The organism is Vibrio sp. 10N.247.310.23, from assembly GCF_041467155.1.
In the GTDB taxonomy this organism is placed as follows: Bacteria; Pseudomonadota; Gammaproteobacteria; order Enterobacterales; family Vibrionaceae; genus Vibrio; species Vibrio crassostreae_C.
In genome coordinates this window covers 68,309-92,787 of record NZ_JBFSTZ010000021.1, presented here as the reverse complement: position 1 = coordinate 92,787, position 24,479 = coordinate 68,309, and the positions used below count along the sequence as shown (strand labels likewise).

Sequence of the window (24,479 nt, the reverse complement as noted above, 5' to 3'; positions counted from 1 at the left end):
CTTGGATATCATGGCTTTACCTAAAACACTTATTCGGCTTTTCAAACCATACATACTCTTACTAACCGGAGGAATGCTTTATTTAGCTATCGCTCAACTAGAGAAAGTTGAAACTACAGCAACTAACCAATCATCATCAAATATTCGTATCGCTAGTTCCACTATTCGCTCAAATATCGAAGCCGTTTTCGGCAAGCTTTACTTTCTTGAGACCAGTTTAGGCTTACCTAAGGCATCCAGCTTTGATGACAAAAAATTTCGCGAAATCAGTGATAATATCCTAAAAAGAACACCCAATTTCTCAGATATCGTTCGATACAAACCGCAATCTCAAAATTATATTTCCACTCGAGGTCTTCCACTTTCGAGCGAACAAATCGCCGTAATACAATGGCATTCAATAGACAACGTCGTTGAGGATTTCTACATTTCTTCCGTTTATCAAAAGCCTGATGGGCGTTGGGTATTTGCGGTAAAACACACGGTAGAAAGATTGAACGAGGAAATATGGATTGAATTTGACTTGTTGCACACCACGCAGGGTTTAAGAGATTTAAAAACGCTTAATAATGGCTATGTATTTGTTGTAGACAGAGCAACAGAGCGACTGGTATTCCACCCGGATCCACAGCGTATCGGTTCTAAATCCATCAGCTTCCATGCAGGGATCAGCCACCAACTCTCACAAGGTGAAACCGTTGGTAAGCACGAATATTACTATCAAGATAACTTCAAAATATCGGTATTTGACGCAGACAACAGCTTAAATTGGGTGTTCATTGCGGGCACTGACCGCCATGACATCTTAACCAACTCACATCAATTTACGTTGACGGGCTTAGTACTGGGCTCACTCCTGCTATTGTGGATTGGTGCCAACTATCTGGCTTATCGTTTGAACGTGTCCTTGTCGCAACTGAATAAAGTCGATGACCTTGTAAGCTTTAAGCGAGAGTTAAAATCCATACTGGATAGTTTCACCTACCAAAAAGGCATTCAATTCTGTCTCTATCAGCTTGAGAACCACGCATTCAGTACCATCGACTATCACGGAAACAAATCCACGGTACATTGTGACAAAGCCCTTGCAGAGCGATTTACACCGGACACTATGGCTTACCGAAGTGGTAAGTACGCCGATCCACTGGCGTGTAAACTCAAAATACACCAACGTCATTACTGTATTCCTTTGCACTCTCGTCAGCAGTTGATCGCAGTGTTGTACGTAAACGTAAACTTACCGATCAGCCAGAGTATTCTACGAATGATCCGTGATTACACTGAAGTCTCTTTGTCTAACTTACTGCTTCAACATCAATTGAGCAGCAAAGATCTGATGACGCAGTTAGACAATAAGAGCAGTTTCAGCATCGCCATCGAAAACTACGTGAGCGAGCCCGATACCTATGTCGCTCTGCTTGATATCGATAACTTCGACCACGTAAACCGAGCCTACGGTGAAGCGGTTGGCGACAAGATGATCAAGCTGACTGCAGAATCGATACGCAGTTACTTCCCCAAGCCAAAGGGACTTTGCTTGGCTCGTGTTGGAGGAAAGGAGTTCGCAGTATTATTCAAAGCCAATGATGTGAAAGATGCCAAATTCCAGCTAGACCAGTGCAGAGTCGCAATCGCGGAGAAAACCATCGTCACTCCAGATATCACCTTATCGCTAGGGGTTAGCGTGGGATACTCGCAAATAGAGGGTGAAACAGACTCAGCTTTAGCGCTGGCGGAACAAGCGAAACTTATCGCGCAACAACTTGGTAAGAACCGAGTGGAAGGCCATATCAGAGCCGTTGCCAAAGCATCGTAAACCTATACTTACATTTCTGTAGCCACTACAAAGCACCTAGGATTCATACCCTAGGTGCTTTTGTTTTTATGGAAAGTCATTACAATGCGCGTTCAACACGACAATACCCCTTTTCTAACGACACGAGCCTTATGAAGCTAAGTAACCGACTGCAAACTCTCCATTCCCTTGTCAGCAATGACTACCAACATATTTGGGACTGTTGTTGTGATCACGGCTTCTTGGGTGTTCAACTGTTGTCGGATAACAAAGCACCTCAGCTTCACTTTGTCGATATTGTCCCGTCTCTTATGAGCGATTTGGAAAGCAAACTTACGCGTTACTTTCCGCAAGGTGCAATAGCAGAACAGAAAGTGACTAGCCAATGGCAAGTCTACTGTATGGATGTCGCCGCTATCCCGCTTGAGAAACATACTGGCAAACACCTGGTGATTATTGCGGGCGTCGGTGGCGATCTTACTCAAAAGCTCGTCGATGATATTCATCGTCAACACCCAGACAAAGCGATCGATTTCTTGCTTTGTCCGGTGCATCAGCAATTCGAGTTGAGAAGCCATTTAAAGGCGATCCATTTTGGCCTTATTGATGAAGTGTTGATTGAAGAGAACCGTCGTTACTACGAGATTTTATTGGTGAGTAATAGTCGCGGTGATTCAGAAAAGAGCCAAACCGTTAGCGAGATATCAAACGTCGGTGACAAGATCTGGACACCAAGTTGTGATGAACAAGTGAAGGTATCACAGCAATACAAAGCCAAAACATTGCAGCACTACTTACGTATCCATCAAGGACAAGAGAAGCAAGGCAAACCTAGCCAAGTAAAGCATATTATTGATGCTTACCAGGCGGTTAAGCCATAGTAAGTACTAACTTAATGGTTTGAATATTAAGAAAGTCAAATTAATAAAAAAGCCGATAGTTCAATGAGCTATCGGCTTTATTAATGCTATCGATTCAGTTTTAGCTTACTGTTCTTGTTTCTTATAAGCCACATCAGGCTCGTCAACTGTCTCTACCTCAGAAGGCTTATCAACCCCATAAACCGTATCAAGGTAGACGTCTTTCTCTTTCCACGTGCTGTTCAACCAATTGTGGAAGCGACGTTTAAAAGCCTTATCTTCAAAGTAATTACCGTTCACGTTCTCATCCATTGGATGCAATTTAATACGCACAACGACCTTAGTCATTTTGCCCTTCAGCATATCTTCAAACGGAGAGGTTTGGTTTTCAGGGTAAGCTAAGGTCACATCCACGATGCCATCCAAAATTGGGCCCATTGCAGATAAAGCAAATGCCACGCCCCCAGTTTTCGGCTTCAATAAGTGGCGATAAGGGGTCTTTGCTGACGCCAGTTTCTCGTGGTTTGCACGAGTCCCTTCAACAAAATTAACCAATGTTGTCGGTGCTAATTTGAACTTAGTACACGCTTTATTGATTGCATTAAAATCATCATTACGGCGTTCTGGGTTGCGTAATAGGAACTCACGAGAGTGGCGTCTCATGAATGGCATATCTAAGCCCCAGCAGGCCAAGCCAACAAATGGTACGTACAACAATTCATGTTTCAAGAAGTACTTCGTCATCGGCATTTTGTCTTTTAGGATTGAAGACAAAATCACAATATCTGCCCAGCTTAGGTGGTTAGACATCATCAAATACCACTGCTTGGTCGAAATATCTTCCCCCCCTTCCACTTGCCATTCGATATCATTATTAACATTCAACATCCAAAAATTGAGCGAAGCCCAACACCAAAATGTGAAGTTAGCGAGACGAGTACATGACTTCTGCACAACAGGGATTGGAAGAATTAGTTTAATGAGGCCAAAGAAGCTTACGGTAAACGCAGTCATTGCAGTATTGATGGTCACGAACAACACGTTCAAGGCCATACGAAGATTATCAAGCATAAAACACGGCTATATTGAGATCGAAAGCCGCCATTATACGCATCTACAAATTATTCTCTTTAGTTATTGGTGGAATATCCTAAGGGTCGAACCACTCAACAGATCTCGGACATGGCTCACTTAACTCTCAGAACGCTAATAGAAACAAAAAAACACAATAGAGTCTTTTGGACACCAAAATAATCTAGTCTTTCTGACTCAATCAAACCTATATCCCACTAAAGAATTAGTACTGATAAGCATTCTCATTATTGGCATGGTACATGCAACTCCAAAAAGTAAGATAGTTGAGTATCCTTAATGAGATAGCTTCTCTACGTAAAGGTGATGATATGACAGATATTCCTCATGGTTTGGTAACCGGAAAAGTCCTACACAAGATAGAGTGGACCGATCAATTGTTCTCACTCCAAGTCAGTGCACCAGTTTCATCCTACCAAGCTGGTCAATTCACAAAGTTGGGGTTACGCAACAGTGAAGGTGAATTTGTTCGACGCGCCTATTCGATGGTGAACGCGCCAGAGCACGAACAAGGTCATCAACATCTGGAATTTTTGATTATTAAGGATCAGAACGGTCAGCTTTCACCTCAACTTCATGAGTTGAAGATGGGCGATGACATCTTTGTCGGCAAAGACCCAAGTGGCTTTATGACCTTAGATGAGATCCCAGAGATCGCCGACGATCTATGGATGCTTTCAACCGGAACCGCGGTAGGCCCATTTATCTCAATACTTGAGAGCATGCAGATACAGCAAACTGAGTTGGCTTCAGACAAAGCCTCTTCATTCAAGAATCTGGTTCTAGTGCATGCTGTAAGAACAGAGCAAGACCTGACTTATCGAGATCGTATCACTCAACTCGTTAATCACTTTCAAGGGAGACTTAAATATGTGCCAATTATTTCTAGAGAATCAGTTACCGGAACTTTGCGCGGACGAATCCCAAATTTGTTACTTGGAGGCGACCTCGAGCAAGCCGCGTCTGTCGCTTTCAATCAAACCCGCAGTTTTTTCTACCTTTGCGGCAATCCGCAAATGGTTCGTGACACAAGCGAAGCGCTAACTAGCTTAGGTTTCGAAAAGCACTTACGCAGAAAACCCGGTCAATTCAGCAGTGAGAACTACTGGTAAATAACAACCGCCACTCGTTAGACAGAAGCACAACTTTCAAAGAACAGTTAGAGAAGAGGTTTTATATGAGTCATTTACGTATTCCGTCACACTGGAAAATTCAACGTTCCACACCCGAAAGTAAGATTCATTCAATATTGATGAACTTATAAGCAAGCAACCTCGTAATGTGATTTTTAATGTTCAATAAGTGAAGACAAAAGATCAAATAACCATAGCAATTACAATGACTAATGGTGATAGACAAGAGAAAAAAACTCTAGCACACTGAACAGAGTTGTAGGGCATGTTGACCTATCGAGCTGATTTTTGCAGCCGTTTGTGGGTTATTTATACAAGGCAGAGAATTCGACGTGTAGCTCGCCTACATGAGAATTCGATAACGCTGTAGAAAGGAACCACAAACACTGCCCGAAGGGTTCGGCTAAAATCGTTTTACTCTTTGTTGAGAGGGTTTTGCTTAGAATGACTAGGCGGCAAACCTCTCGTCGCGATTAAAACGATTTTATCTCGAACAAAACTTAACCGCGAAAGGTCAACATGCCCTTGTTTTAATCCCGTTTCAGAGAATGAATTAGTGGGTTATTTATATTTTAGGTAAGAGAGGAAGCCATGCTCAACATTGCTTTTTTTAGCTCAAAATCATACGACGAAAAATCATTCGAACTGGCAAAAGGCGAACTCAACGCTGAGTTTCATTTTCACGATTTTCGACTCACCACAACAACAGCAAAAATGGCGCACGACAACGAAGTGGTTTGTGCGTTTGTAAACGATGACCTATCGCGAGACGTGTTAGAGATTCTTGCTCAAGGCCGCACCAAGTTAATCGCGATGCGCTGTGCGGGCTTTGACAAGGTCGACCTAGACGCAGCCAAAGAGTTTGGTCTGCAAGTGGTTCGCGTTCCGGCTTACTCACCAGAATCGGTAGCAGAACACACGGTTGGCATGATGATGTGTTTGAACCGTAAACTACACAAGGCATACCAACGCACTCGTGATGCGAACTTCTCTCTTGAGGGGTTAGTTGGCTTTAACTTCCACGGTAAAACGGTCGGTGTGATTGGCTCGGGTAAGATTGGCCTAGCGACGATGCGAATTCTGAAGGGTTTAGGCATGAATATCCTATGCTATGACCCATATCCAAACCCGTTAGCTGTTGAGTTAGGCGCTAAATACGTTGAACTCGACGAACTTTACCAAGAGTCTGATGTGATTTCTCTACACTGCCCAATGAGTAAAGAGAACTACCACCTATTAGATGCGACTGCGTTTGAGAAGATGAAAGACGGCGTGATGATTGTCAACACCAGCCGTGGTGAACTACTGGATTCCACAGCTGCTATCGAAGCGCTTAAACAGAGTAAGATTGGCGCACTTGGTCTTGATGTGTATGACAACGAGAAAGAGCTGTTCTTCCAAGACAAATCAAATGACGTGATTGTCGATGATGTGTTCCGCCGTCTATCTGCTTGTCACAACGTGCTGTTCACAGGTCACCAAGCTTTCTTAACCAAAGATGCTCTGTTCAATATCGCGAACACAACACTCACCAGTGTTGATGCTTTCTTTGCTGGCAACACCAGCGGCAACGAACTCGTTTAATAACAGATTGAGTTAACAGCAGGCTGAGTTAAAAACAAACTAAGTCTACAGATACAAAGCCACGCTATTCTGAAGTGAACAGCGTGGCTTCGTCGTTTATTCAGTATTCTAAAACCGTTCCTAGACGCAGAAATGACAATCTTCAGTGTCTAAACCATAAACGCCTTTTCTAATAGCAAGGTGCTCTTCACCGGCTTTGACGCCCATCTCGTAACCTGTATTAAGAGTACTTTGATCCATAGTTAAACGCTTAACCGCGAAGGCTTCAGGTGGCGCTATCACTTTAATGGTCGCATCTTTGGGTGGGTTACGAATGAACTCCAGAGACTGGTTGTAGTTTTCAGCACGTACCGCCATCGACTCAGCAATATTCGGGAATTTCTTTAATAGTTTCTTCAGCATCCATTGGTGCTTTTGAGGCTTCATTCGGTAGCTCAATGGGTGAGACAGAATCACGGTAATATCGCGTGCGCCACGGCGATATGCTTCACGAACCGGAATCGAATCGGCTACACCGCCATCGGTATAACAGCCACCAGAGAAACACGGAGTTTCACGGTAAGCGATAGGTAAAGCCGTTGTTGCTTCAACAACATTAGAAAGGTTTTCTGGCTTAATATGGTAGTAGTCTGCACTGCCCGTATCGACATTTGTGACAGCAGCAATGAGTGGGATACTTGAAAACAACTCACCACAATCGAGCGGATAACGTTGATTGGATTCGTTCCATAACCATTTAACATCTACCAAGTTACCGCCTTTGGCAAAGCGAGCAGGATTAAAGAAAGTTTTATCCGTCGCCATCGTGGTGATCACATCATAACTGCGTTTTGGTGCATGAGATAAGTAGCCAACCAGATTCGACACACCTGCAGATACGCCGATGGCAAAATCATAAGGACGGAAATCGTCTTGCATGAAGGCGTCTAAAACTCCAGCAGCAAAAATACCTCTCATTGCTCCACCTTCAACGATTAATGCGCTCTTATTCATCTCAAACTCTTCTACTTTATAAACTGATAGTCGTAGAATAATCCCATCACTCTTACAAAGATAATGGGATAGATTTATCAATTCGATAGGTAAAAACTATCAATGTGGATTATTAAATTTTTCAATGATTTAGGGTTGCTTAATAAACAGCGAGATCAAAAAAGGCCGTTGAGTGATTCACTCAACGGCCTTTCAATTAACGAATCAAGATGATTGATTACGACTTAAATTCGCTCACGTCGATTTCAAGCAGTTTACCAATGCCTTCACCGTATGCAGGGTCAGCTTTGTAACAGTGTCTTAGGTGACGCAATTGAATCTCTTTTGGCACGCCGCCTAGGTTGCGAGCAGTGTTATCAAAAAGAATCGCTTGCTTCTCTGGTGTCATTAGGCGGAACAAGTCACCCGGTTGCGAGAAGTAATCTTCATCTTCGCGGTGATCCCAGTGTGCTGCTGCGCCATCTAGGTTCAGTGCTGGTTCAGCGAAATCTGGTTGCTCAGCCCATTGACCTTCGTTGTTTGGCTCATAACCTAATGTGCCACCGAAGTTACCATCGACACGCATCGCGCCATCACGGTGGTAGCTGTGTACTGGGCAACGAGGCGCATTCACTGGAATGTGCTGATGGTTTACACCCAAACGGTAACGTTGTGCATCACCGTAAGCAAACAGACGACCTTGCAGCATCTTGTCTGGCGAGAAGCTGATACCTGGAACTACGTTCGCTGGGTTGAATGCTGACTGCTCTACTTCTGCGAAGAAGTTTTGCGGGTTACGATTTAGCTCAAATTCGCCCACTTCGATCAACGGGTAATCTGCATGAGGCCAGATCTTAGTCAAATCGAACGGGTTGTATGGAACCTTCGCTGCATCCGCTTCTGGCATCACTTGTACTTTCAACGTCCATTTCGGGAAATCTTGGTTATCGATGCTGTCTAGCAAATCACGTTGGTGGCTTTCGCGATCATCACCGATCACTTGTGCCGCTTCTGCATCAGAAAGGTTCTTAATACCTTGCTGAGATTTGAAGTGGAATTTCACCCAGAAACGTTCGTTATCAGCGTTGATGAAGCTGAACGTGTGGCTACCAAAGCCGTGCATGTGACGGTAAGTCGCAGGGATACCACGGTCACTCATTACGATAGTAATTTGGTGCAGAGCTTCCGGCAAAGAAGTCCAGAAATCCCAGTTGTTTTTCGCGCTACGCATGTTGGTGCGTGGGTCACGTTTCACCGCGTGGTTTAAGTCAGGGAACTTAAGAGGATCACGAAGGAAGAATACTGGCGTGTTGTTGCCCACCATATCCCAGTTGCCTTCTTCAGTATAAAACTTCAATGCAAAGCCACGAATATCACGTTCAGCATCGGCAGCACCGCGCTCACCCGCAACTGTTGTGAAACGTGCAAACAAGTCGGTTTTTTTACCTATTTCAGAGAACAATTTTGCCTTGGTGTATTTTGTGATGTCGTGTGTAACGGTAAATGTGCCGTAAGCACCTGAGCCTTTCGCGTGCATACGACGCTCTGGAATCACTTCACGATCAAAATGGGCCAATTTCTCCAAAAACCAAACGTCTTGAAGAAGTTGTGGACCACGTTTGCCCGCCGTTTGAACATTCTGGTTATGAGCGACAGGACAACCCGCAGCTGTGGTCAGTTTTTTACTCATGGTCTATTCCTTAAGGTTAAAGATATCGCATCGTTGCCACATCTTAGATTTAAGTGGATTCAATACTTTAAAAACCACTAAAACAATATGGATAAAGAATAGACCTGAGTTGGCAGAAAATATAATCGTTTATATTTATCGTTGTTATCTATGAAACCTATTGAACTTCACTGCGAATAAGCCTATGTATAACTTCGGTTTATTTAAAAATGGCATGGCCTAACCTCAGAGTTGAGGCAATGTTCCTCGCCGTTCTGGTTAGGTTCAATTCAGCTTCTCGCAGTACTTGCTCGAGTGACTGAGGAGAGCGCACTGTACCAAACAAGCTGTTCATTTCACCATATAAGGCTTCGACTTCTGTACCTAAAGAACCTGCAATCCCTATGGTCGGAATGCCTTGTAAGCTCGCACGTTTGGCAATGCCATAAGGCGTCTTTCCTTGCAGAGTTTGATTGTCCATTTGCCCTTCACCGGTAATCACAAGATCTGCGCCTTTCAATACTTCATCGGCTTGCAAAACATCAAGCACCATCTCAATACCCGGTTTAATCTGCATGTTAAACAATAAACCAAGCCCCATTGGAGCACCACCAGCCGCGCCATAACCAGTACGCTTGTGAAAGGGATCATCCCCACGAACACAACCTTGCGATTCAACTACTTGAGCAAAATTCTCAAGCGCCTTATCAAGCATCACAACTTGTTCTGGGCTTGCGCCTCCAAAATCAATTGCCCCGTTCCGAATGAAGAAGCAATCAATGGATCACGCTGCTCTGGTTTCAACAAGTCCAAACCCGATGCAGCAGCAATTTCAACCAGTGCCGTTTTGTTCGGGTTGCTATTGGATGACTCAAGCATCGCCCATTCAGCATTAACTTGTTGCCCTAACGGCCCTTCGACTTGCCTATGTCGCTTTTCACCAACAAGCCCTTGGAGCAATACATCCACAGTCCCTTCACCACCATCAGCCAAAGGCAATGTTACGTATTCAGCGTCTGGGAAGATTTCACGAAAGCCCTTTTCAATACACGCCGCCACAGATACAGCCGATAAAGATTCTTTAAACGAGTCTGGTGCAATAACAATTTTCATAGAAGTAAGCTCAATGCTTAACGAATATCTACCAAGAAATAATTCCAAAACAACAAAACCACTATATAGAAGACTGCTCAACTGTACGGATTTCCCTCTCTAAATTTGACCCTTCGCTCAGATTTCAACGCCACTATTTTATATTCAGTAAAGTTACTGTTTGCTCGAATTCCATAATTTGACAAGTTTATTCCGCCGAACTTATCGAATTTCATTAGATTTAGTCTTAGAAACCAGATCCTGAACACGCTTTTTGTTTCGCATTACGGAATCATGAAATCTTTTTGTTTCACTTTTTAACCAGTTAACAGTTATCAGAGAAAAACTTAATAAGGAAATATTTCGCAACTTTGCTCACAGAATATTTTCGGAATAACAACAATAATTGATTCCGCATTATGGAATTTAACTTATCGGAGAGCACTGATGCCTTTAGTATCTACAGAGAAACTACAACAAGAATATGAACGAATCCTTTTGGCTAGAGACATGAAACCAGAGATGGCAAGCAAGCTTGCTGCAGGTTTTGTTGAAATGGCAAACGAAGGCACTTACTCACATGGCATCAACCGTTTTCCGGTATTCATTGACCAAGTAGATAAAGGTCAAATCAAATTAAATGCCGAGCCAGAATGTGTTAACAGCATGGGAGCACTAGAGCAATGGGATTGTAACTACGGACCTGGCGTTCTTAATGGTCTTATCTGTGCAGAACGTGCAATGGAATTAGCACGTGACTACGGTATCGGCATGGTCGGTATGCGTAATTCGAACCACTGGATGCGTGGCGGAGCTTACGTATTAAAAATGGCTCGTGAAGGTTTCGCAGGGATTGCATCGACAAACTCAATAGCAGTAATGCCAGCATGGGGTGGTAAAGATCACCGTGTCGGTTCAAACCCTCTAATCATGGCAGTAGCTGGCGATCCACCTGTTGTTGTTGATTGCTCAATGACTCAATTCTCTTACGGCCAACTTCAAAATTTCGTCCTTGCTGACAAAGAACTGCCTGTCGTCGGCGGCTTCGATGATAACGGCGAACTAACCAAAGACCCACATGTACTTTGGGAAAATAAACGTCTACTTCCAATGGGCTTTTGGAAAGGTTCATCAATGGCAATCGTGCTAGACATGATGCTAACTGCCATCACTGGCGGCCACTCAGTACCCGCACTAACTGAAGATATGGGTGGTGAGTTTGGTGTATCTCAATTCCTTATCGCTATCGACCTAAGCAAGACAATGGACCAAAGCACTTACGCACAAGAGATGAAGCGCATTCGTGACTACGTACTTGAATCAGAGCCTGCAGAAACTGGCTCAGTGATGATTGCTGGTTCTGAAATTGAAAACTTCATCAAGAAACACGAAGCAGCTGGCGGCATTGAAATCAATGATGGAATTTGGGAACAGATTACATCTCTGTAATTTGCCAAAGGTAGGGAAAGCTTTATGCAAAGTGTATTTAAGAGTATTTGGAAAAGTATCGATGTCATCATGGCGGTCATTCTGACTTGTATGATTATTCTCGTATTTACAAACGTAGTTTTACGCTACGGCTTTTCTTCTGGTCTTCGTCCCTCTGTAGAACTATCTCGCCTTGGTCTTGTATGGATTGTCATGCTTGGTGCAGCCGTTGTGCTGCGCCGAGGTGAGCACCTCGCGGTTTCGGAATTCTCTGAACGACTATTCCCTAAAGCAGTACCCGTACTAAGACGAATTTGTTGGGTAATTGTATTGATATCAGTTGGCATGCTTTACGTTGGTTCATACCGTCAAATGATGTCCAACTGGTCAGATATTTCTCAACTAACAGGGCTTCCTTCAGCATTATTTTACTTAGCTGGCGTGGTATCAGGCGCGTTAATGGGTGTGATTGCCTTTGTACGAATCTTCAAACCAGACTGGCAGCTAGATAGCTTAGAAGAGGAGAAAGAATAATGACGTTAGCCATTTTCTTATCGGTATTGATTGTCTCAATCTTACTTGGTCTTCCTGTCGCATTTGCACTGTTGTTGTCTTCAATGGCGTTGATGCTTCATATGGACTTCTTTAGTGCAGACATTCTTGCGCAGTCTTTAATTAATGGTGTCGACAGCTTTACTTTGCTTGCCATCCCATTCTTCCTTATTGCAGGAGAAGTAATGGCATCGGGTGGTTTGTCACAGCGTATTGTCCGCTTAGCGACCACTTACGTTGGGCATCGTCAAGGTGGTTTAGGTTACGTCGCAATCATGACGTCGGTATTACTTGCTGGCCTTTCAGGTTCCGCTGTAGCAGATGCCGCAGCCTTGGTAAGTATTCTTTACCCAATGATGAAAGCAGCGAAATACCCAGAAGCACCTTCAATGGGTCTATTGGCATCCGGCGGTATCATCGCACCTGTTATCCCACCTTCAATACCTTTGATTTTGGTTGGTGTTGCTGGCGGTATCTCAATTAAAAACCTATTCCTAGGCGGCATTGTTCCAGGCCTGTTGATGGGTATGACATTGATGTTTGTTTGGCGTTGGACGGTTCGTAAAGAAAATCTAGCGACCTCAGAAAAAGCGACAAAAGCAGAAAAGCGCGCAGCACTGAAAGATGGTGTTTGGGCATTGATGCTGCCAGTCATCATCATTGTTGGTATTCGCTTTGGTATTTTCACCCCAACAGAAGCGGCAGTCGTTGCGGCGGCATACGCAATCTTTATCTCTACGTTTGTGTACAAAGAACTCACCATTAAGAAGTTCTATCACATCGTACTGAACGCAGGTCGTTCGACCGCAATGGTAATGTTCTTAGTAGGTTGTGCAATGGTTGCAGCTTGGCTAATTACTGTTGCTCAACTTCCTCAACAACTCGCAGAAATGTTAGGTCCACTAGTGGATAGCCCTCGTCTACTCATGGCAGTGATTATGTTGCTTGTGCTGTGTGTTGGCATGGTTATGGACTTGAGCCCAACAATTCTGATTCTTGTACCTCTATTAATGCCTGTCATCAAGATGGCTGGGATTGACCCAACGTACTTCGGACTCTTGTTCGTTATTAACTGTTCAATTGGTCTGATTACGCCTCCTGTAGGCACCGTACTGAACGTAGTGTGTGGTGTAGCTAGAGTTCCTATGTCAACGGCTGTGAAAGGTGTATTGCCATTCATCGCTGCGTACATGGCTCTGCTCACACTGTTTGTCATCTTCCCAAGCATTATCACTGTGCCAATGTCGTTTGTCATTGGTTAATCCTCGACGGAGAAAATAATAATGAAATCCCTACTAAAACTTACGTTACTTGCTTCAACGATTGCATTGAGCTCAAACGCGCTTGCAACAACCACTCTAAAACTGGCGCACGCTGCACCAGAGTCAGATTTGCAACAAGACCTATCTTTGTTCTTTAAGAAAGAAGTAGAAGCTCGTTCAAACGGCGAAATCAAAGTAAACGTATACCCACAAGGTCAACTGGGCAGTGATAAGCAAATGATCGATGGCTCACGCGCTGGCATCGTTGATTTAGCGATGGTTGGCCTAAACAACTACAACGGTCTAATGCCTGAATCAGCAGCATTCACACTGCCATTCATGTTTCCAGATCGTCAAACAGCCTACAAAGTACTAGACGGCGAACCGGGTAAAGAAGTGCTAGCGAACTTCGAGAAATTCGGTCTTAAAGGCCTTGGTTTCCCAGAAAATGGTTACCGCAACATGACCAACAACGAGAAGCCGATTCGTCTACCTTCAGATGTAAAAGGCCTACAAATGCGTGTTAACGGCTCGAAAGCACTGAATGACATGTTCAATGAACTAGGGGCTAACCCGCAGCAACTTCCAGTATCTGAACTTTATACTGCACTTGAAACAGGCGTTGTTGACTCTCAAGACCACCCAATTTCTGTAACGCTGTCTTTCAAATTTGATGAAGTACAAAAATACCTAAGCCTTACACAACACGCATACTCGCCACTGGTTCTTACTATGAACCTACGTAAGTTCGACAAGCTAACTGAGGAAGAGCAAAAAATCATCGAAGAGGTTTCTGCTGAAGCCGTGGCAATGCAGCGAGAGCTAAGTATCCAGAAAGAAGACAAGATGATTGCTCAGCTAGAAGCGAACGGTATGCAAGTAAACCGTGATGTTGATGGCGCAGCTTTCCAACAAGCAATTCAGCCAGTATGGAGCGCTTACATCGAGAAAAATGGCGATGTCATGATCAACAAGATCAAGCTAGCCACTAAGTAACGCGATTGAGTGCGATTGCCTAGCGCGTTTTTGGCTAAGAATTTAGCTAGGCAATCAACTCGTACTTCAACTCAATACAACATAGGCAAATACCATGTCTCAAGAACCAAACGCGTATCAAGAATTAAAAGAACGAGTGTTCGCAGCAAACTTACAACTTCCTAAATATGGCTTAGTGACTTTCACTTGGGGCAATGTCTCTGAAATCGATCGTGAACGTGGCGTGATTGCAATCAAACCGTCAGGTGTTGAATACGATGTAATGACGGCAGATGACATCGTTATTCTCGATTTAGAAGGCAACCGCATTGAAGGCAAGCTGAATCCTTCGAGCGACACAGCAACGCACGTTGAGCTTTATAAAGCCTTCCCAACCATTGGCGGCATTGTTCACACACACTCTCGCAATGCAACAATCTGGGCGCAAGCCGGCCGAGACATTCCAGCGCTTGGAACCACACACGCCGATTACTTCTACGGTGATGTGCCTTGTACTCGCCTACTAACGAAATCTGAAATCGAATCTGATTACGAGAAAAACACTGGCTTAGTGATTATCGAAGAATTCAACCAACGCGATATCGATCCACAGGCAATGCCAGGTGTCATCATCGCAGGCCACGCACCATTTACATGGGGCAAGGATGGTTCAGACGCAGTGCACAATGCTGTCGTAATGGAAGAGATTGCAGCCATGGCAACAGCTACTCGTGCCATCAGTCCAGAAGCAGCAATTCAACCAGAGCTACTCGACAAGCATTACAACCGTAAACACGGTAAGAATTCATACTACGGACAGAAGTAAGGCCTCGCACATGCACAAGTCATCACCGCATAAGTTCTATAAACATAAATTGGATAAGCACAAGCTATTGGCGTTAGATCTCGATGGGACGGTGCTCAACTCGCAGCACACTATTAGCCAAAAGTTAGTCGAAGCCATCAAGCAAGTCGCTCAACACACTCATGTGGTTATCGTTACGGGTCGCCATCATGTCGCGGCAAAACCTTATTACGATCAGCTTGGTTTATCGACGCCAATAATTTGTTGCAATGGCACTTACATCTTTGATTACCAGAACGATACGGTCATTCAAGAAAACGCAATCGACAAAGAAATTGCGGCTGAGTTTATCACCCTATCTCAAGCTCATGATCTAAAGATGGTGATGTATGTGCGTGATGCAATGCTTTACTCGAGAGCACGCCCTATTGAATACATGGAAGCGCTACTGACGTGGTCTCAAACCTTTCCAGAAAGCCAGCGACCAAACATTCAAAAGGTCGACGACTTCCAACATGAAGCACAAATTTCAGAGTATGTGTGGAAGTTTGTCGTTGAAGGTGAAGTAAACACATTCGCAGAAATTCCTTTTGTGAAAGAAAACTTCAATGGCGAGCGATCTTGGATTGATCGTGTCGATTTCGCTGCAACAGGTAATAGCAAAGGTAATGCATTGACTCGCTACATTGAGCCGCTCGGTATCAGCCTAGAGCAGTGTGTCGCGATTGGTGATAACCACAATGACATTTCGATGCTTAAAGCAGTAGGGCTTGGCATCGCAATGCAAAACGCAGATGACACCGTAAAAAGCTCAGCCAACCTGATCACGCCTAAAAACAATGATGATAAGACAGGGCTAGCGACGCTTTTGCAAGATCTATTTGGTGCCCATTAATTTAAAGCATCGGCTTTATTAAGCTGTTTATATTTAAAGAGAATTTTTATGTTAGTCGGAAATACTCAACCTACGCAGATCAGTAAGTCGTACCCTGTCGTTATTCAAAACGTGCTTGAGTACTTGAACAGTCTCGACCAAGAAAAACTCGCATTAGGTCGCCATGAACTCCCTGGTTTTGATTCAAAACAGGCATGGTTTGTTGTATTGGAATATGACAAAGAGCCTCTAGGAAACTTCCAACCTGAAGTCCATAAATACCATTCTGACTTGCAGATCATTCTCGAAGGTTCTGAAGTGATGGCATGGGCGATCGACACTGGCGAACACAGCAACGCACAACCTTATAACCAAGAACGTGACCTTCAGTTTTACGAATACCCAGGAATTGAACTCAGCTTCATTCATGCAAAACGCAATCAATTTTATTTATTCACACCAAATATCGTGCATATCACCAATATTGAAAATGATGACAGCCAACCCGTTAGAAAACTGGTGGTGAAAATTCACAACGATTTACTGGAAGCCAAATAATGAATTACTACATTGGAATTGATTCTGGCGGCACTTTTATGAAAGCCGCGTTGTTTAACGCAAAAGGTGAACAACAAGGTCTTGCCCGCGTATCGGCGAGCGTCATCAACGAAAAACAAGGTTGGGTAGAACGCGACCTAAACGCACTATGGGGTAACGCTGTCGATGTCATTAAGCAGCTTTTAGAGACCACAAAAGTAGAACCGACCTCTATCAAAGGCTTGAGCATTTCAGCCCAAGGCAAAGGCGTTTACCTTCTTGATAAAGAGGGACAAAACCTCGGCCACGGCATTATGTCTTCTGACTCGCGTTCACTGCCTATCGTTAAAGAGTGGCTAGAACAGGGTAAAGCACAAGAGATTTATCCAACCACACTGCAAACACTGTGGACAGGTCACCCTGTATCGATTATTCGCTGGATCAAAGAGAACGATGCCGAACGATACAACAACATTGGCGCAGTGATGATGTCTCACGACTACCTTCGTTATCGCTTAACGGGCGAAGTCGCAGCAGAACTGACCAATATTTCAGAAAGTAATTTTTTCAACTCCATCACTGGTGAGTATGACAAAGCCCTTCTGGAAACCTTTGACATCGAAGAAATTTGGGATGCGCTACCACCCGTTGTAAAACCTCAACAGCAAGCAGGGAAAATCACTGCGGCCGTTGCTAATGAAACCGGACTAGCAATAGGTACACCTGTGTTCGGCGGTTTGTTTGATGTTGTGTCTACCGCGATCTGTTCTGGAATCAACTCTTCAGAAGATACCCTGAATTACGTGATGGGAACATGGGCGGTAACGTCTGGCATATCAAAGAAAGTAACGCAAGAGAGCCACAACTTTGTTTACGGCCATTACGCCGTCGATAACGAATACATCATTCACGAAGCGAGCCCAACCTCTGCGGGTAATTATGAATGGTTCGCCGACTACCTTGGTGAAAATGGCCAGATTAACCACCAGCAAAATCAAGCGTTAGTGGAAGCATTAGACACGGCATCAAGCAGCCTCTATTTCGTGCCATTTCTTTACGGTTCTAACCAAGGTCTCGGCTTGAAGTCAGGCTTCTACGGGCTGCAATCGCACCATACAAAAGGTCACCTGATTCAAGCGATTTGGGAAGGTATTTTGTTCTGTCACAACATACATCTTGAACGTATGCGCCAGCGTTTTCCGAAAGCAAACGTATTGAAAGTGACCGGCGGCCCTGCGTCTAGTCCTGTATGGATGCAAATGCTGGCTGACCTAACCGGTATGACGGTTGAAATATCAGACGTTGATGAAACGGGCTCATTAGGCGCAGCCATGATGGCGATGGTGGGAGCAGGCGAATTCACATCACTAGAAGAATGCACGCAAGCCATTACCAATTCTGCATCACGTGTTGAACCAAATCCTGAACATTACGACCTATACCAAACAAAATATAAGCACTATCAAAGACTGGTGCAGTTGTTCAAACAATTTGAGGATGAAATGAATGTCTAAGCCCTTATTACAAATGGCACTTGATGCCAATGATATCGACACTGCATTAGCCTCAATAGAGCATGTTGCAGATAAGTTAGATGTGATTGAAATCGGGACGATTTTAGCCTTCGCCCACGGCGTAGATAGCGTAAGAATCCTACGAGAAAAATACCCAAGCCACATCATTGTGTGTGATATGAAAATCACCGATGCCAGCGCTATTTTAACGCGTCTAGCAATGGAAGCGGGGGCCAACTGGGTAACCGTGAGTGCAGCGGCTCATATCGAAACAATACGTTCAGCCAAAAAAGTGACTGACGAATTTGGTGGCGAGGTACAAATTGAGCTCTATGGACACTGGACTCTAGACGACGCAAGAGCATGGGTCGACATGGGTATTAAACAAGCAATTTATCACCGCTCACGTGATGCTGAGCTCGCAGGTGTGAGCTGGACCGAAGAAGATTTGATAAAAATGCAGAAATTATCGGATATTGGAATTGAACTATCCATAACTGGTGGTATTGTGCCAGACGATCTGCATTTGTTTAAGAATCTGTCTGCAAAGTCATTTATTGCTGGTCGTGCATTAGCCGGTAGCAATGGCCGTGACATCGCAGAAAACTTCCATACTGAAATAGGTAAACACTGGTAGCACATATATGAGTGAGCAAATTAAATCGTTGTCTAAAGCACTGACTGTATTGGAATTCCTTGGGAACTACCCGAATGGAGTTTCTCTACAAAAAGTGTCTGAAGGGACAGGCTTCAACAAGTCTTCTGTCCACCGTATTTTAGCGACGTTTGAAGCCTCTGGTTATGTTGCTCAAATGTGTTCAGGTAAAGAATATCGCTTAACAATGAAGTTGGTTCAGCTAGGACATGCTGCTATCAACTCTGATGTCACTGGCACGGTTAAGCCATATCTATCTGAACTGCTCGACGATGTGAATGAAACGGTTAACTTTCTCTCTTTTGATGCTGACAACATCATTTTTAAAGACAAGTTCGAACCCGTTAACTCTGCCTTTAGAACTCGAACCTACGTCGGGCTGCATTCACCAATGTACTGCTCTGCTGCAGGTAAATGTTACCTCGCATTCAGCTCAGAGAGCGTTCGAGAAACCTACTGGCAACGCAATGTCAGCACGATGAAGCCGTTAACTGAGAATACGATTCTCGATAAGTCTCAGTTTTTTGATGTTCTCGATAAAATCAAAGCGCGTGGTTATGCGCTTGATGATGAAGAGAACGAAGCGGGTATCTCTTGTGTTGCTGTTCCTATTTTTGACAAGAACAAATCTCCTGTATACGCGGTAAGTGTCTCGTCGCTTACGCCCAAAATGAAAGCACTCGGCTACGAAGAAATTGCTAGCAGAATTCAAGACATTACAACGCGTATAGAACAACAACTCTTTTAAGGAAAAAGAATGTTTGATTCTAAAAACAAATTCAGATTAGGTATTTACGAAAAAGCGATGCCAACTTTCCTTACTTGGGAAGAGCGCCTGATTCACGCGAAAGAAGCGGGCTTCGACTTTGTGGAAATTTCTGTCGATGAGACCGATGAGCGACGCGCTCGTTTGGATTGGTCTGATGAAGAAATTTACGAGCTTCGTCGCCTTTGTGAAAAGCACCAAGTGCCTTTCCAATCGATGTGTTTAAGCGCGCACCGTAAATTCCCATTTGGTTCTATGGATGAAGCTATTCGCACGGAATCGCTGATCATCATGGAGAAAGCGATTTCATTAGCATACAAACTGGGTATTCGTTGTATTCAAATGGCGGGCTACGACGTGTATTACGAGCCGCAATCCGCTGAAACTCACGCTCGCTTCATTGAAGGCATGCAACAAGCCACCAAAATGGCGGAGCGTGCAGGCATCATGTTAGGTGTGGAGATCATGGATACCCCGTACCTTAACTCTCTGAGCAAATTTGAAGTACTTAAGCGTGAAATCCCATCACCTTACTTCATGGCTTACCCAGACGTAGGTAATATTTCTGGTTGGAACTACGACGTGTGTACCGAGCTAAAATTGAGCCGCGATCACCTAGTACAAGTTCACCTTAAAGACACGTTACGAGTTTCAGAAACCTGTAAAGGTCAGTTCAGAGATCTGGTGATTGGTGAAGGCCAAGTCGACTTCCCTGCTATTTTCAAAACACTCGCTGAAATTGATTACAGCGCACCATTAGTGATTGAAATGTGGGCTCAAAATGACAACTGGTTAGACGATATCAAACAAGCAAAAGCAACGTTGAAATCTATCGCTAACCAATCTGGCTTTGAACTGTAAGGAAACGACCATGACAATTTTTCGCACCGCTTTTTTCGAAGCTGATTAAACTGAAGAACAAAAACAAGACTTCTACCAATACATGGAAAACGAAGTCGCGCCTATTATTCGCACGTTTCCGAATAACCAAGGGTTAACGCTGAATAAGCCTGAAGCGATTGAAGCTGAAAGCCATAAGAACCTGCTGCTTATGATGCAACACAGTTACGAGAACGAGTCAGCAATGGCTGCTGCTTTAGATTCTGAGCAACGAATCAAAAGTATGCATGCGACCAAAGTGATAATTGAGAAATACAATATTCATGTTCATCACATCAATTTTGTTCGTGATTAACGGCTGAATAGGCAATACACCGTAAAGTCTCAATCGAAAAGCAGAAGATCATCTTCTGCTTTTTTTATCGCTATTGATAAGGAATCACTATGAAAGTATTCCCGTTAAAAGATGCCCCACTGGTTTTGCTGTCTCTGATATTTTTTATCTGGGGACTCATTACCGTTTCAAGTAACTCCCTCATTCCCTATTACAAAGAAGCTTTCTCTCTCGATTATAAAATGGCGATGCTCTTCCCCATGGCCTTTTTTATAACGCGAATAACAGTTTCGCTTCCAACGTCATTTGTGATGGCGAAAGTGGGTTATAGAAGTACATTGAAGTTCTGCTTGATGTGGTGCCTTTTCGGCTGCCTAACGATGGCATATTTGGTCCGAGGAGAACAACTGGTTACAACCCTGCTTGGTATCTTGTTGATGGCTTCAGGAGTATCGGCCATTCAAGTTGTGAGTTCACCTTACGTATCACTACTCTCGACACCTGATAAGAGCGTTATACGTCAAAGTGTGGCGACAGCATCGAACTCCGTTGGCACTGTGCTTGGCCCGTTAGTACTTACCGCAGTGATCCTCGTGGCGACAAGTTTTAACGTCGACAACACCGCCCATCAAGTGTCGTATCTGTTCTTACTCATCGCCCTGTTCTTTTTCGGCTTGTTGGTATTTTTTAGCAAAATGACGCTTCCAGATATCAAACCAAAACAGATGACCGGCTTTTGGCGAGGGTTAACACTTCTAATTAAAAATCAGCAATTTATGAAGTTAGCGTTGGTACTCTTGCTGTACATAGGTGTCGAGGTCAGTTTTGGAACCTTTACTATTACGTACCTTGCCGATCAGCAATATGGCGGCCTTGGTTTGGTATCCGCAACACAGATCATCGCTCTTTATTGGGTATTCATGTTTGTTGGCAGAGTGCTATTCGCAAAGTTCGGCAATACAGTAAACAAACATTATCTATTCTCACTGTCTTGCGTAATTGCAGCTTTGATTAGTGCCATTGCGATGTATCAAAATCATGTTTGGATAGGCTATTTAATGCTTTTCATCGGGCTATGTAATTCAGCTCTCTACCCTATCATTTACGCACAAGCGCTACATGCGTCCGGTAAGCAAAGCTCACAAGGGGCAGCGATTCTAATCATGTGTTCCATTGGAGGGGTTATTTTGCCATTCGCACAGGCGAGCTTGATTGATGAGATGTCGCTGAGCACGAGTTATATTGCGCCTACATTAGCGTATCTATTGATGGTGGCTTTGTATTGGGCGAGCTTAAAACATCGTATTTGAACCATCGGTTTGATACGTCGCTTGGCTTGAAGAAGTAAAGAAGTTTAGGGGGCAATCGATAGCGAGAAATTCGGCCTGAATGGCTTAGAGGTGAGAAAAAAGATACAGAGAATGGATGTAATGCTTCTGATATTAATTTGTGTCAGTGAGTGGCTAATCACCACCACTGATCACACTTAACGCAGGTTTATTTAAGAAATTAAACCCAAGCAGAAGCAACAAGTAGGATAATTGCACCCATGATAACGGTAGACTTAGCAAAAAATAGAACTTCATTCATTACTGAAGGTTTTGCTAGTGATGCGTTGTTTTCATTTGTGATTACTGTAGCGTTCATACTGTGTTCTCATCGTTGTGTGATCTGAGGTCAATTTTGCGCCATTATGTGACAAAAGTCAATAATAACTGTAGTTTTATTACACAACAATCTAAACTCCAATTGAAGAGCACACCAACCAAACAACGCCTCGAAACCTCTGCTTACTCCACGTAATTTTTCATTCAATCAACATCCATTAGATACAAAAAAAAGCCCGAAGCCTGATACACAGAACACTTCGAACCTTTGTACGGCAATAGGTACACAACTTAATTCAATTGAGCCAACTCCGAGCGCATTGAACCGATGACTTGTCCATAATCTTCACTATCAAAAATAGCCGAGCCAGCAACAAACATATCCGCACCCGCTTCAGCAATCTCTTTTATGTTGTTAACTTTCACACCGCCATCGACTTCTAAGCGAATATCACGCCCAGATTCATTAATGCGTGATCGGATTGAACGTAGCTTATCAAGCGTAGCTGGGATGAAAGATTGACCGCCGAAGCCAGGGTTCACCGACATCACTAATATCAGGTCAACTTTATCTATGATGTAATCAAGATGACTCAACGGCGTTGCAGGGTTTAATACAACTCCGGCTTGGCACCCGTGCTCTTTAATTAACTGTAAAGTACGGTCAACATGCTCTGACGCTTCTACATGAAACGTAATCATCGTCGCACCCGCTTCAGCAAATTGAGGCACCAGTTGATCAACAGGCTTTGCCATTAAATGCACGTCAATCGGCGCTGTAATTCCAAAATCTCGTAGTGCTTTTAATACTGGCGCACCAAAAGTCAGGTTGGGTACATAGTGGTTATCCATAACATCAAAATGAATAACATCAGCCCCAGCCGCGAGAACACGTTCTACGTCCTCACCAAGGCGAGCCAAATCAGCAGAAAGAATCGAAGGTGCGATAAGATATTGTTTCATTGTTTTCCTAGTTATTTTTGTATCGTTAAATTCTGTTTAGCTAGCTGGAACAAACTGGGTTATGCGCCCATCCTCGACCATATAACAATCCATACCTGCAGCCGTTGCAGCGTGTTGCCCAATGATCGTATCTTCAAATACCACACAATCCGTCGGATCAAGTTCTAGCTGCCTTGCGACTTTCAAGAAAGTATCTGGGTTAGGTTTATGATTTTCTACGTCATCCGAAGTCACTATTGTGCGTATCATTGAAGGGATGTCCGTCGTCTTGAGAATCGCCCTCGCATGCTTTGCCTGCGCACCAGTGCCAATTCCAATTTTTTTCAATTGATACTGTTGCTGCAAGAGCGCATAAGTTTCAGGGATAACATCCCCTTTGTGCTCAATAGCCTCAAAGTTAGCGATTTTGTCCGAAGTAATTTGTTGAGCATCAAGAGTTAGATCGTAACGCTTAAGGATCTCTTGAGTCACTTTTCGCGATGGCATCCCACCAAGTTGATCGAGCCACTCTTTGTCGTAGGGAATACCAAACTTCTGACAAGTTTGTTTCCATGCATGAGCGTGTGCCACCATAGAATTGACCAGAGTCCCATCGAGATCAAAAATAATTCCTTTATATTTATCTAACTTTGGCATCGTCAATCTCTCATATTGTTTTGAGACTCATACTACTAATCACCATACATAAAACCTATTCATGATCGCCTTAATATGATCTTATTCAACAATCCGACAATTAAACGAATTGATGCAAAAAAAGCCGTTGTTTTACTATTGAAATCATATTTTGAGCACATCTCACCCATTTTTGCTTAAACCAAGTAGAGTTGCATAAATTGAAGATGATATAGTCCACGAAAATCAAATACCTTGGACACGACCATGCATTCTAGCGACATCATCAAATTGGCAAATTTAGGCGTTAATATCGAAATTTCAAAAGACTCTTCATTGCATCCTTCTGATGCGTTGGAAGTGGTAAAGATTGTTGCTGAAATCGGTAGCCAAATCGTCATCAAGAAGAAATACCATACGGACTACCTAATTAAGATGGCTGAAGTAGGCCGTGATCATGTGACTATTGCTGTTTAAGAACAGCCACTATTTCGAAATTGACATAACCTCAGCTTCAACAGTTTAGAGCGACATGTTGATATAAAAATGCAGCAT

At 43.7% G+C, this 24,479-nt stretch carries 23 protein-coding genes and 2 pseudogenes; 18 read left to right on the top strand and 7 right to left on the bottom strand.

Going from position 1 to position 24,479, the window contains the following annotated elements; translation table 11 throughout:
- Positions 1-73: 73 nt before the first annotated feature.
- Both AB6D93_RS16450 and AB6D93_RS16445 read left to right on the top strand, forming a co-directional pair.
- A complete protein-coding gene (locus AB6D93_RS16450; protein ID WP_102332379.1) occupies positions 74-1,816 on the top strand; it encodes a diguanylate cyclase in 1,743 nt (580 codons plus the stop codon).
- A gap of 131 nt (positions 1,817-1,947) precedes the next feature.
- A complete protein-coding gene (locus AB6D93_RS16445) occupies positions 1,948-2,676 on the top strand; it encodes a tRNA (adenine(22)-N(1))-methyltransferase TrmK (RefSeq protein WP_017069730.1) in 729 nt (242 codons plus the stop codon).
- A 105-nt stretch (positions 2,677-2,781) separates the two neighbouring features.
- On the opposite strand, the gene AB6D93_RS16440 is transcribed toward AB6D93_RS16445, so the two are convergent.
- A complete protein-coding gene (locus tag AB6D93_RS16440; protein WP_102332378.1) occupies positions 2,782-3,726 on the bottom strand; it encodes an acyltransferase in 945 nt (314 codons plus the stop codon).
- Positions 3,727-4,058: 332 nt separating this feature from the next.
- Between AB6D93_RS16440 and AB6D93_RS16435 the strand changes: the two genes are divergently transcribed.
- Both AB6D93_RS16435 and AB6D93_RS16430 read left to right on the top strand, forming a co-directional pair.
- Positions 4,059-4,859, top strand: a complete 801-nt coding sequence (locus AB6D93_RS16435; RefSeq protein ID WP_102332377.1) for a ferredoxin--NADP reductase — start codon at positions 4,059-4,061, stop codon at positions 4,857-4,859.
- 612 nt (positions 4,860-5,471) lie between these two features.
- Positions 5,472-6,464 carry a 2-hydroxyacid dehydrogenase gene (locus AB6D93_RS16430; protein WP_017058859.1) on the top strand — a complete coding sequence of 331 codons (993 nt, stop codon included), beginning with the start codon at positions 5,472-5,474 and terminating at the stop codon, positions 6,462-6,464.
- 120 nt (positions 6,465-6,584) lie between these two features.
- On the opposite strand, the gene AB6D93_RS16425 is transcribed toward AB6D93_RS16430, so the two are convergent.
- From AB6D93_RS16425 to AB6D93_RS16415, 3 genes and pseudogenes are all read right to left on the bottom strand, one after another.
- A complete protein-coding gene (locus AB6D93_RS16425) occupies positions 6,585-7,457 on the bottom strand; it encodes a patatin family protein (protein ID WP_065583767.1) in 873 nt (290 codons plus the stop codon).
- A gap of 217 nt (positions 7,458-7,674) precedes the next feature.
- On the bottom strand, positions 7,675-9,126 hold the full coding sequence (locus AB6D93_RS16420; RefSeq protein ID WP_017066332.1) for a catalase: 1,452 nt from the start codon (positions 9,124-9,126) through the stop codon (positions 7,675-7,677).
- Between the two features lie 199 nt (positions 9,127-9,325).
- Positions 9,326-10,218: pseudogene (locus AB6D93_RS16415) on the bottom strand (glycerate kinase).
- 426 nt (positions 10,219-10,644) lie between these two features.
- On the opposite strand from AB6D93_RS16415, the gene yiaK reads away from it, so the two are divergent.
- From yiaK to AB6D93_RS16350, 13 genes and pseudogenes are all read left to right on the top strand, one after another.
- Complete coding sequence (gene yiaK, locus AB6D93_RS16410; RefSeq protein WP_017058863.1) at positions 10,645-11,646, top strand: 3-dehydro-L-gulonate 2-dehydrogenase; 1,002 nt, start codon at positions 10,645-10,647, stop codon at positions 11,644-11,646.
- A gap of 24 nt (positions 11,647-11,670) precedes the next feature.
- Positions 11,671-12,159 carry a TRAP transporter small permease gene (locus AB6D93_RS16405; protein ID WP_017058864.1) on the top strand — a complete coding sequence of 163 codons (489 nt, stop codon included), beginning with the start codon at positions 11,671-11,673 and terminating at the stop codon, positions 12,157-12,159.
- Positions 12,159-13,439: a TRAP transporter large permease subunit gene (locus AB6D93_RS16400; RefSeq protein WP_017058865.1), complete on the top strand. Its 1,281-nt coding sequence runs from the start codon at positions 12,159-12,161 to the stop codon at positions 13,437-13,439. Before AB6D93_RS16405 ends, AB6D93_RS16400 begins: the two co-directional genes overlap by 1 nt.
- A 21-nt stretch (positions 13,440-13,460) precedes the next feature.
- Entirely contained in the window at positions 13,461-14,435 is a 975-nt protein-coding gene (locus AB6D93_RS16395) for a DctP family TRAP transporter solute-binding subunit (protein WP_017058866.1), read from the top strand.
- Between the two features lie 94 nt (positions 14,436-14,529).
- The gene (locus AB6D93_RS16390; protein ID WP_102332376.1) at positions 14,530-15,240 is read left to right on the top strand and encodes an L-ribulose-5-phosphate 4-epimerase; all 711 of its coding nucleotides are present in this window, start codon (positions 14,530-14,532) and stop codon (positions 15,238-15,240) included.
- Positions 15,241-15,250: 10 nt separating this feature from the next.
- Positions 15,251-16,114, top strand: coding sequence for a Cof-type HAD-IIB family hydrolase (locus AB6D93_RS16385; RefSeq protein WP_017078564.1), 864 nt, complete (start codon positions 15,251-15,253; stop codon positions 16,112-16,114).
- A gap of 48 nt (positions 16,115-16,162) precedes the next feature.
- Positions 16,163-16,651, top strand: coding sequence for a YhcH/YjgK/YiaL family protein (locus tag AB6D93_RS16380; protein WP_009845885.1), 489 nt, complete (start codon positions 16,163-16,165; stop codon positions 16,649-16,651).
- Positions 16,651-18,144 (top strand): FGGY-family carbohydrate kinase, encoded by a 1,494-nt coding sequence (locus tag AB6D93_RS16375; protein WP_102332375.1) that lies wholly within the window; start codon positions 16,651-16,653, stop codon positions 18,142-18,144. The genes AB6D93_RS16380 and AB6D93_RS16375 overlap by 1 nt, the downstream gene beginning before the upstream one ends.
- The gene (locus AB6D93_RS16370; RefSeq protein WP_017058871.1) at positions 18,137-18,781 is read left to right on the top strand and encodes a 3-keto-L-gulonate-6-phosphate decarboxylase UlaD; all 645 of its coding nucleotides are present in this window, start codon (positions 18,137-18,139) and stop codon (positions 18,779-18,781) included. The genes AB6D93_RS16375 and AB6D93_RS16370 overlap by 8 nt, the downstream gene beginning before the upstream one ends.
- A gap of 7 nt (positions 18,782-18,788) precedes the next feature.
- On the top strand, positions 18,789-19,547 hold the full coding sequence (locus AB6D93_RS16365; RefSeq protein WP_017058872.1) for an IclR family transcriptional regulator: 759 nt from the start codon (positions 18,789-18,791) through the stop codon (positions 19,545-19,547).
- Between the two features lie 9 nt (positions 19,548-19,556).
- Entirely contained in the window at positions 19,557-20,426 is an 870-nt protein-coding gene (locus AB6D93_RS16360; protein ID WP_102332374.1) for an L-ribulose-5-phosphate 3-epimerase, read from the top strand.
- A 10-nt stretch (positions 20,427-20,436) separates the two neighbouring features.
- A pseudogene (locus tag AB6D93_RS16355) lies at positions 20,437-20,760 on the top strand (hypothetical protein).
- Between the two features lie 89 nt (positions 20,761-20,849).
- Positions 20,850-22,049: an MFS transporter gene (locus AB6D93_RS16350; RefSeq protein ID WP_102332373.1), complete on the top strand. Its 1,200-nt coding sequence runs from the start codon at positions 20,850-20,852 to the stop codon at positions 22,047-22,049.
- 199 nt (positions 22,050-22,248) lie between these two features.
- On the opposite strand, the gene AB6D93_RS16345 is transcribed toward AB6D93_RS16350, so the two are convergent.
- The 3 genes from AB6D93_RS16345 to AB6D93_RS16335 form a co-directional block, all read right to left on the bottom strand.
- Positions 22,249-22,386 (bottom strand): hypothetical protein, encoded by a 138-nt coding sequence (locus AB6D93_RS16345; protein WP_009845892.1) that lies wholly within the window; start codon positions 22,384-22,386, stop codon positions 22,249-22,251.
- A 251-nt stretch (positions 22,387-22,637) separates the two neighbouring features.
- Positions 22,638-23,309 (bottom strand): ribulose-phosphate 3-epimerase, encoded by a 672-nt coding sequence (gene rpe / locus AB6D93_RS16340; RefSeq protein ID WP_102332372.1) that lies wholly within the window; start codon positions 23,307-23,309, stop codon positions 22,638-22,640.
- A gap of 36 nt (positions 23,310-23,345) precedes the next feature.
- Positions 23,346-23,945, bottom strand: a complete 600-nt coding sequence (locus AB6D93_RS16335) for an HAD family phosphatase (protein ID WP_102332371.1) — start codon at positions 23,943-23,945, stop codon at positions 23,346-23,348.
- A 246-nt stretch (positions 23,946-24,191) separates the two neighbouring features.
- Between AB6D93_RS16335 and AB6D93_RS16330 the strand changes: the two genes are divergently transcribed.
- Positions 24,192-24,401, top strand: a complete 210-nt coding sequence (locus tag AB6D93_RS16330; RefSeq protein WP_017063999.1) for a hypothetical protein — start codon at positions 24,192-24,194, stop codon at positions 24,399-24,401.
- Positions 24,402-24,479: the final 78 nt, after the last annotated feature.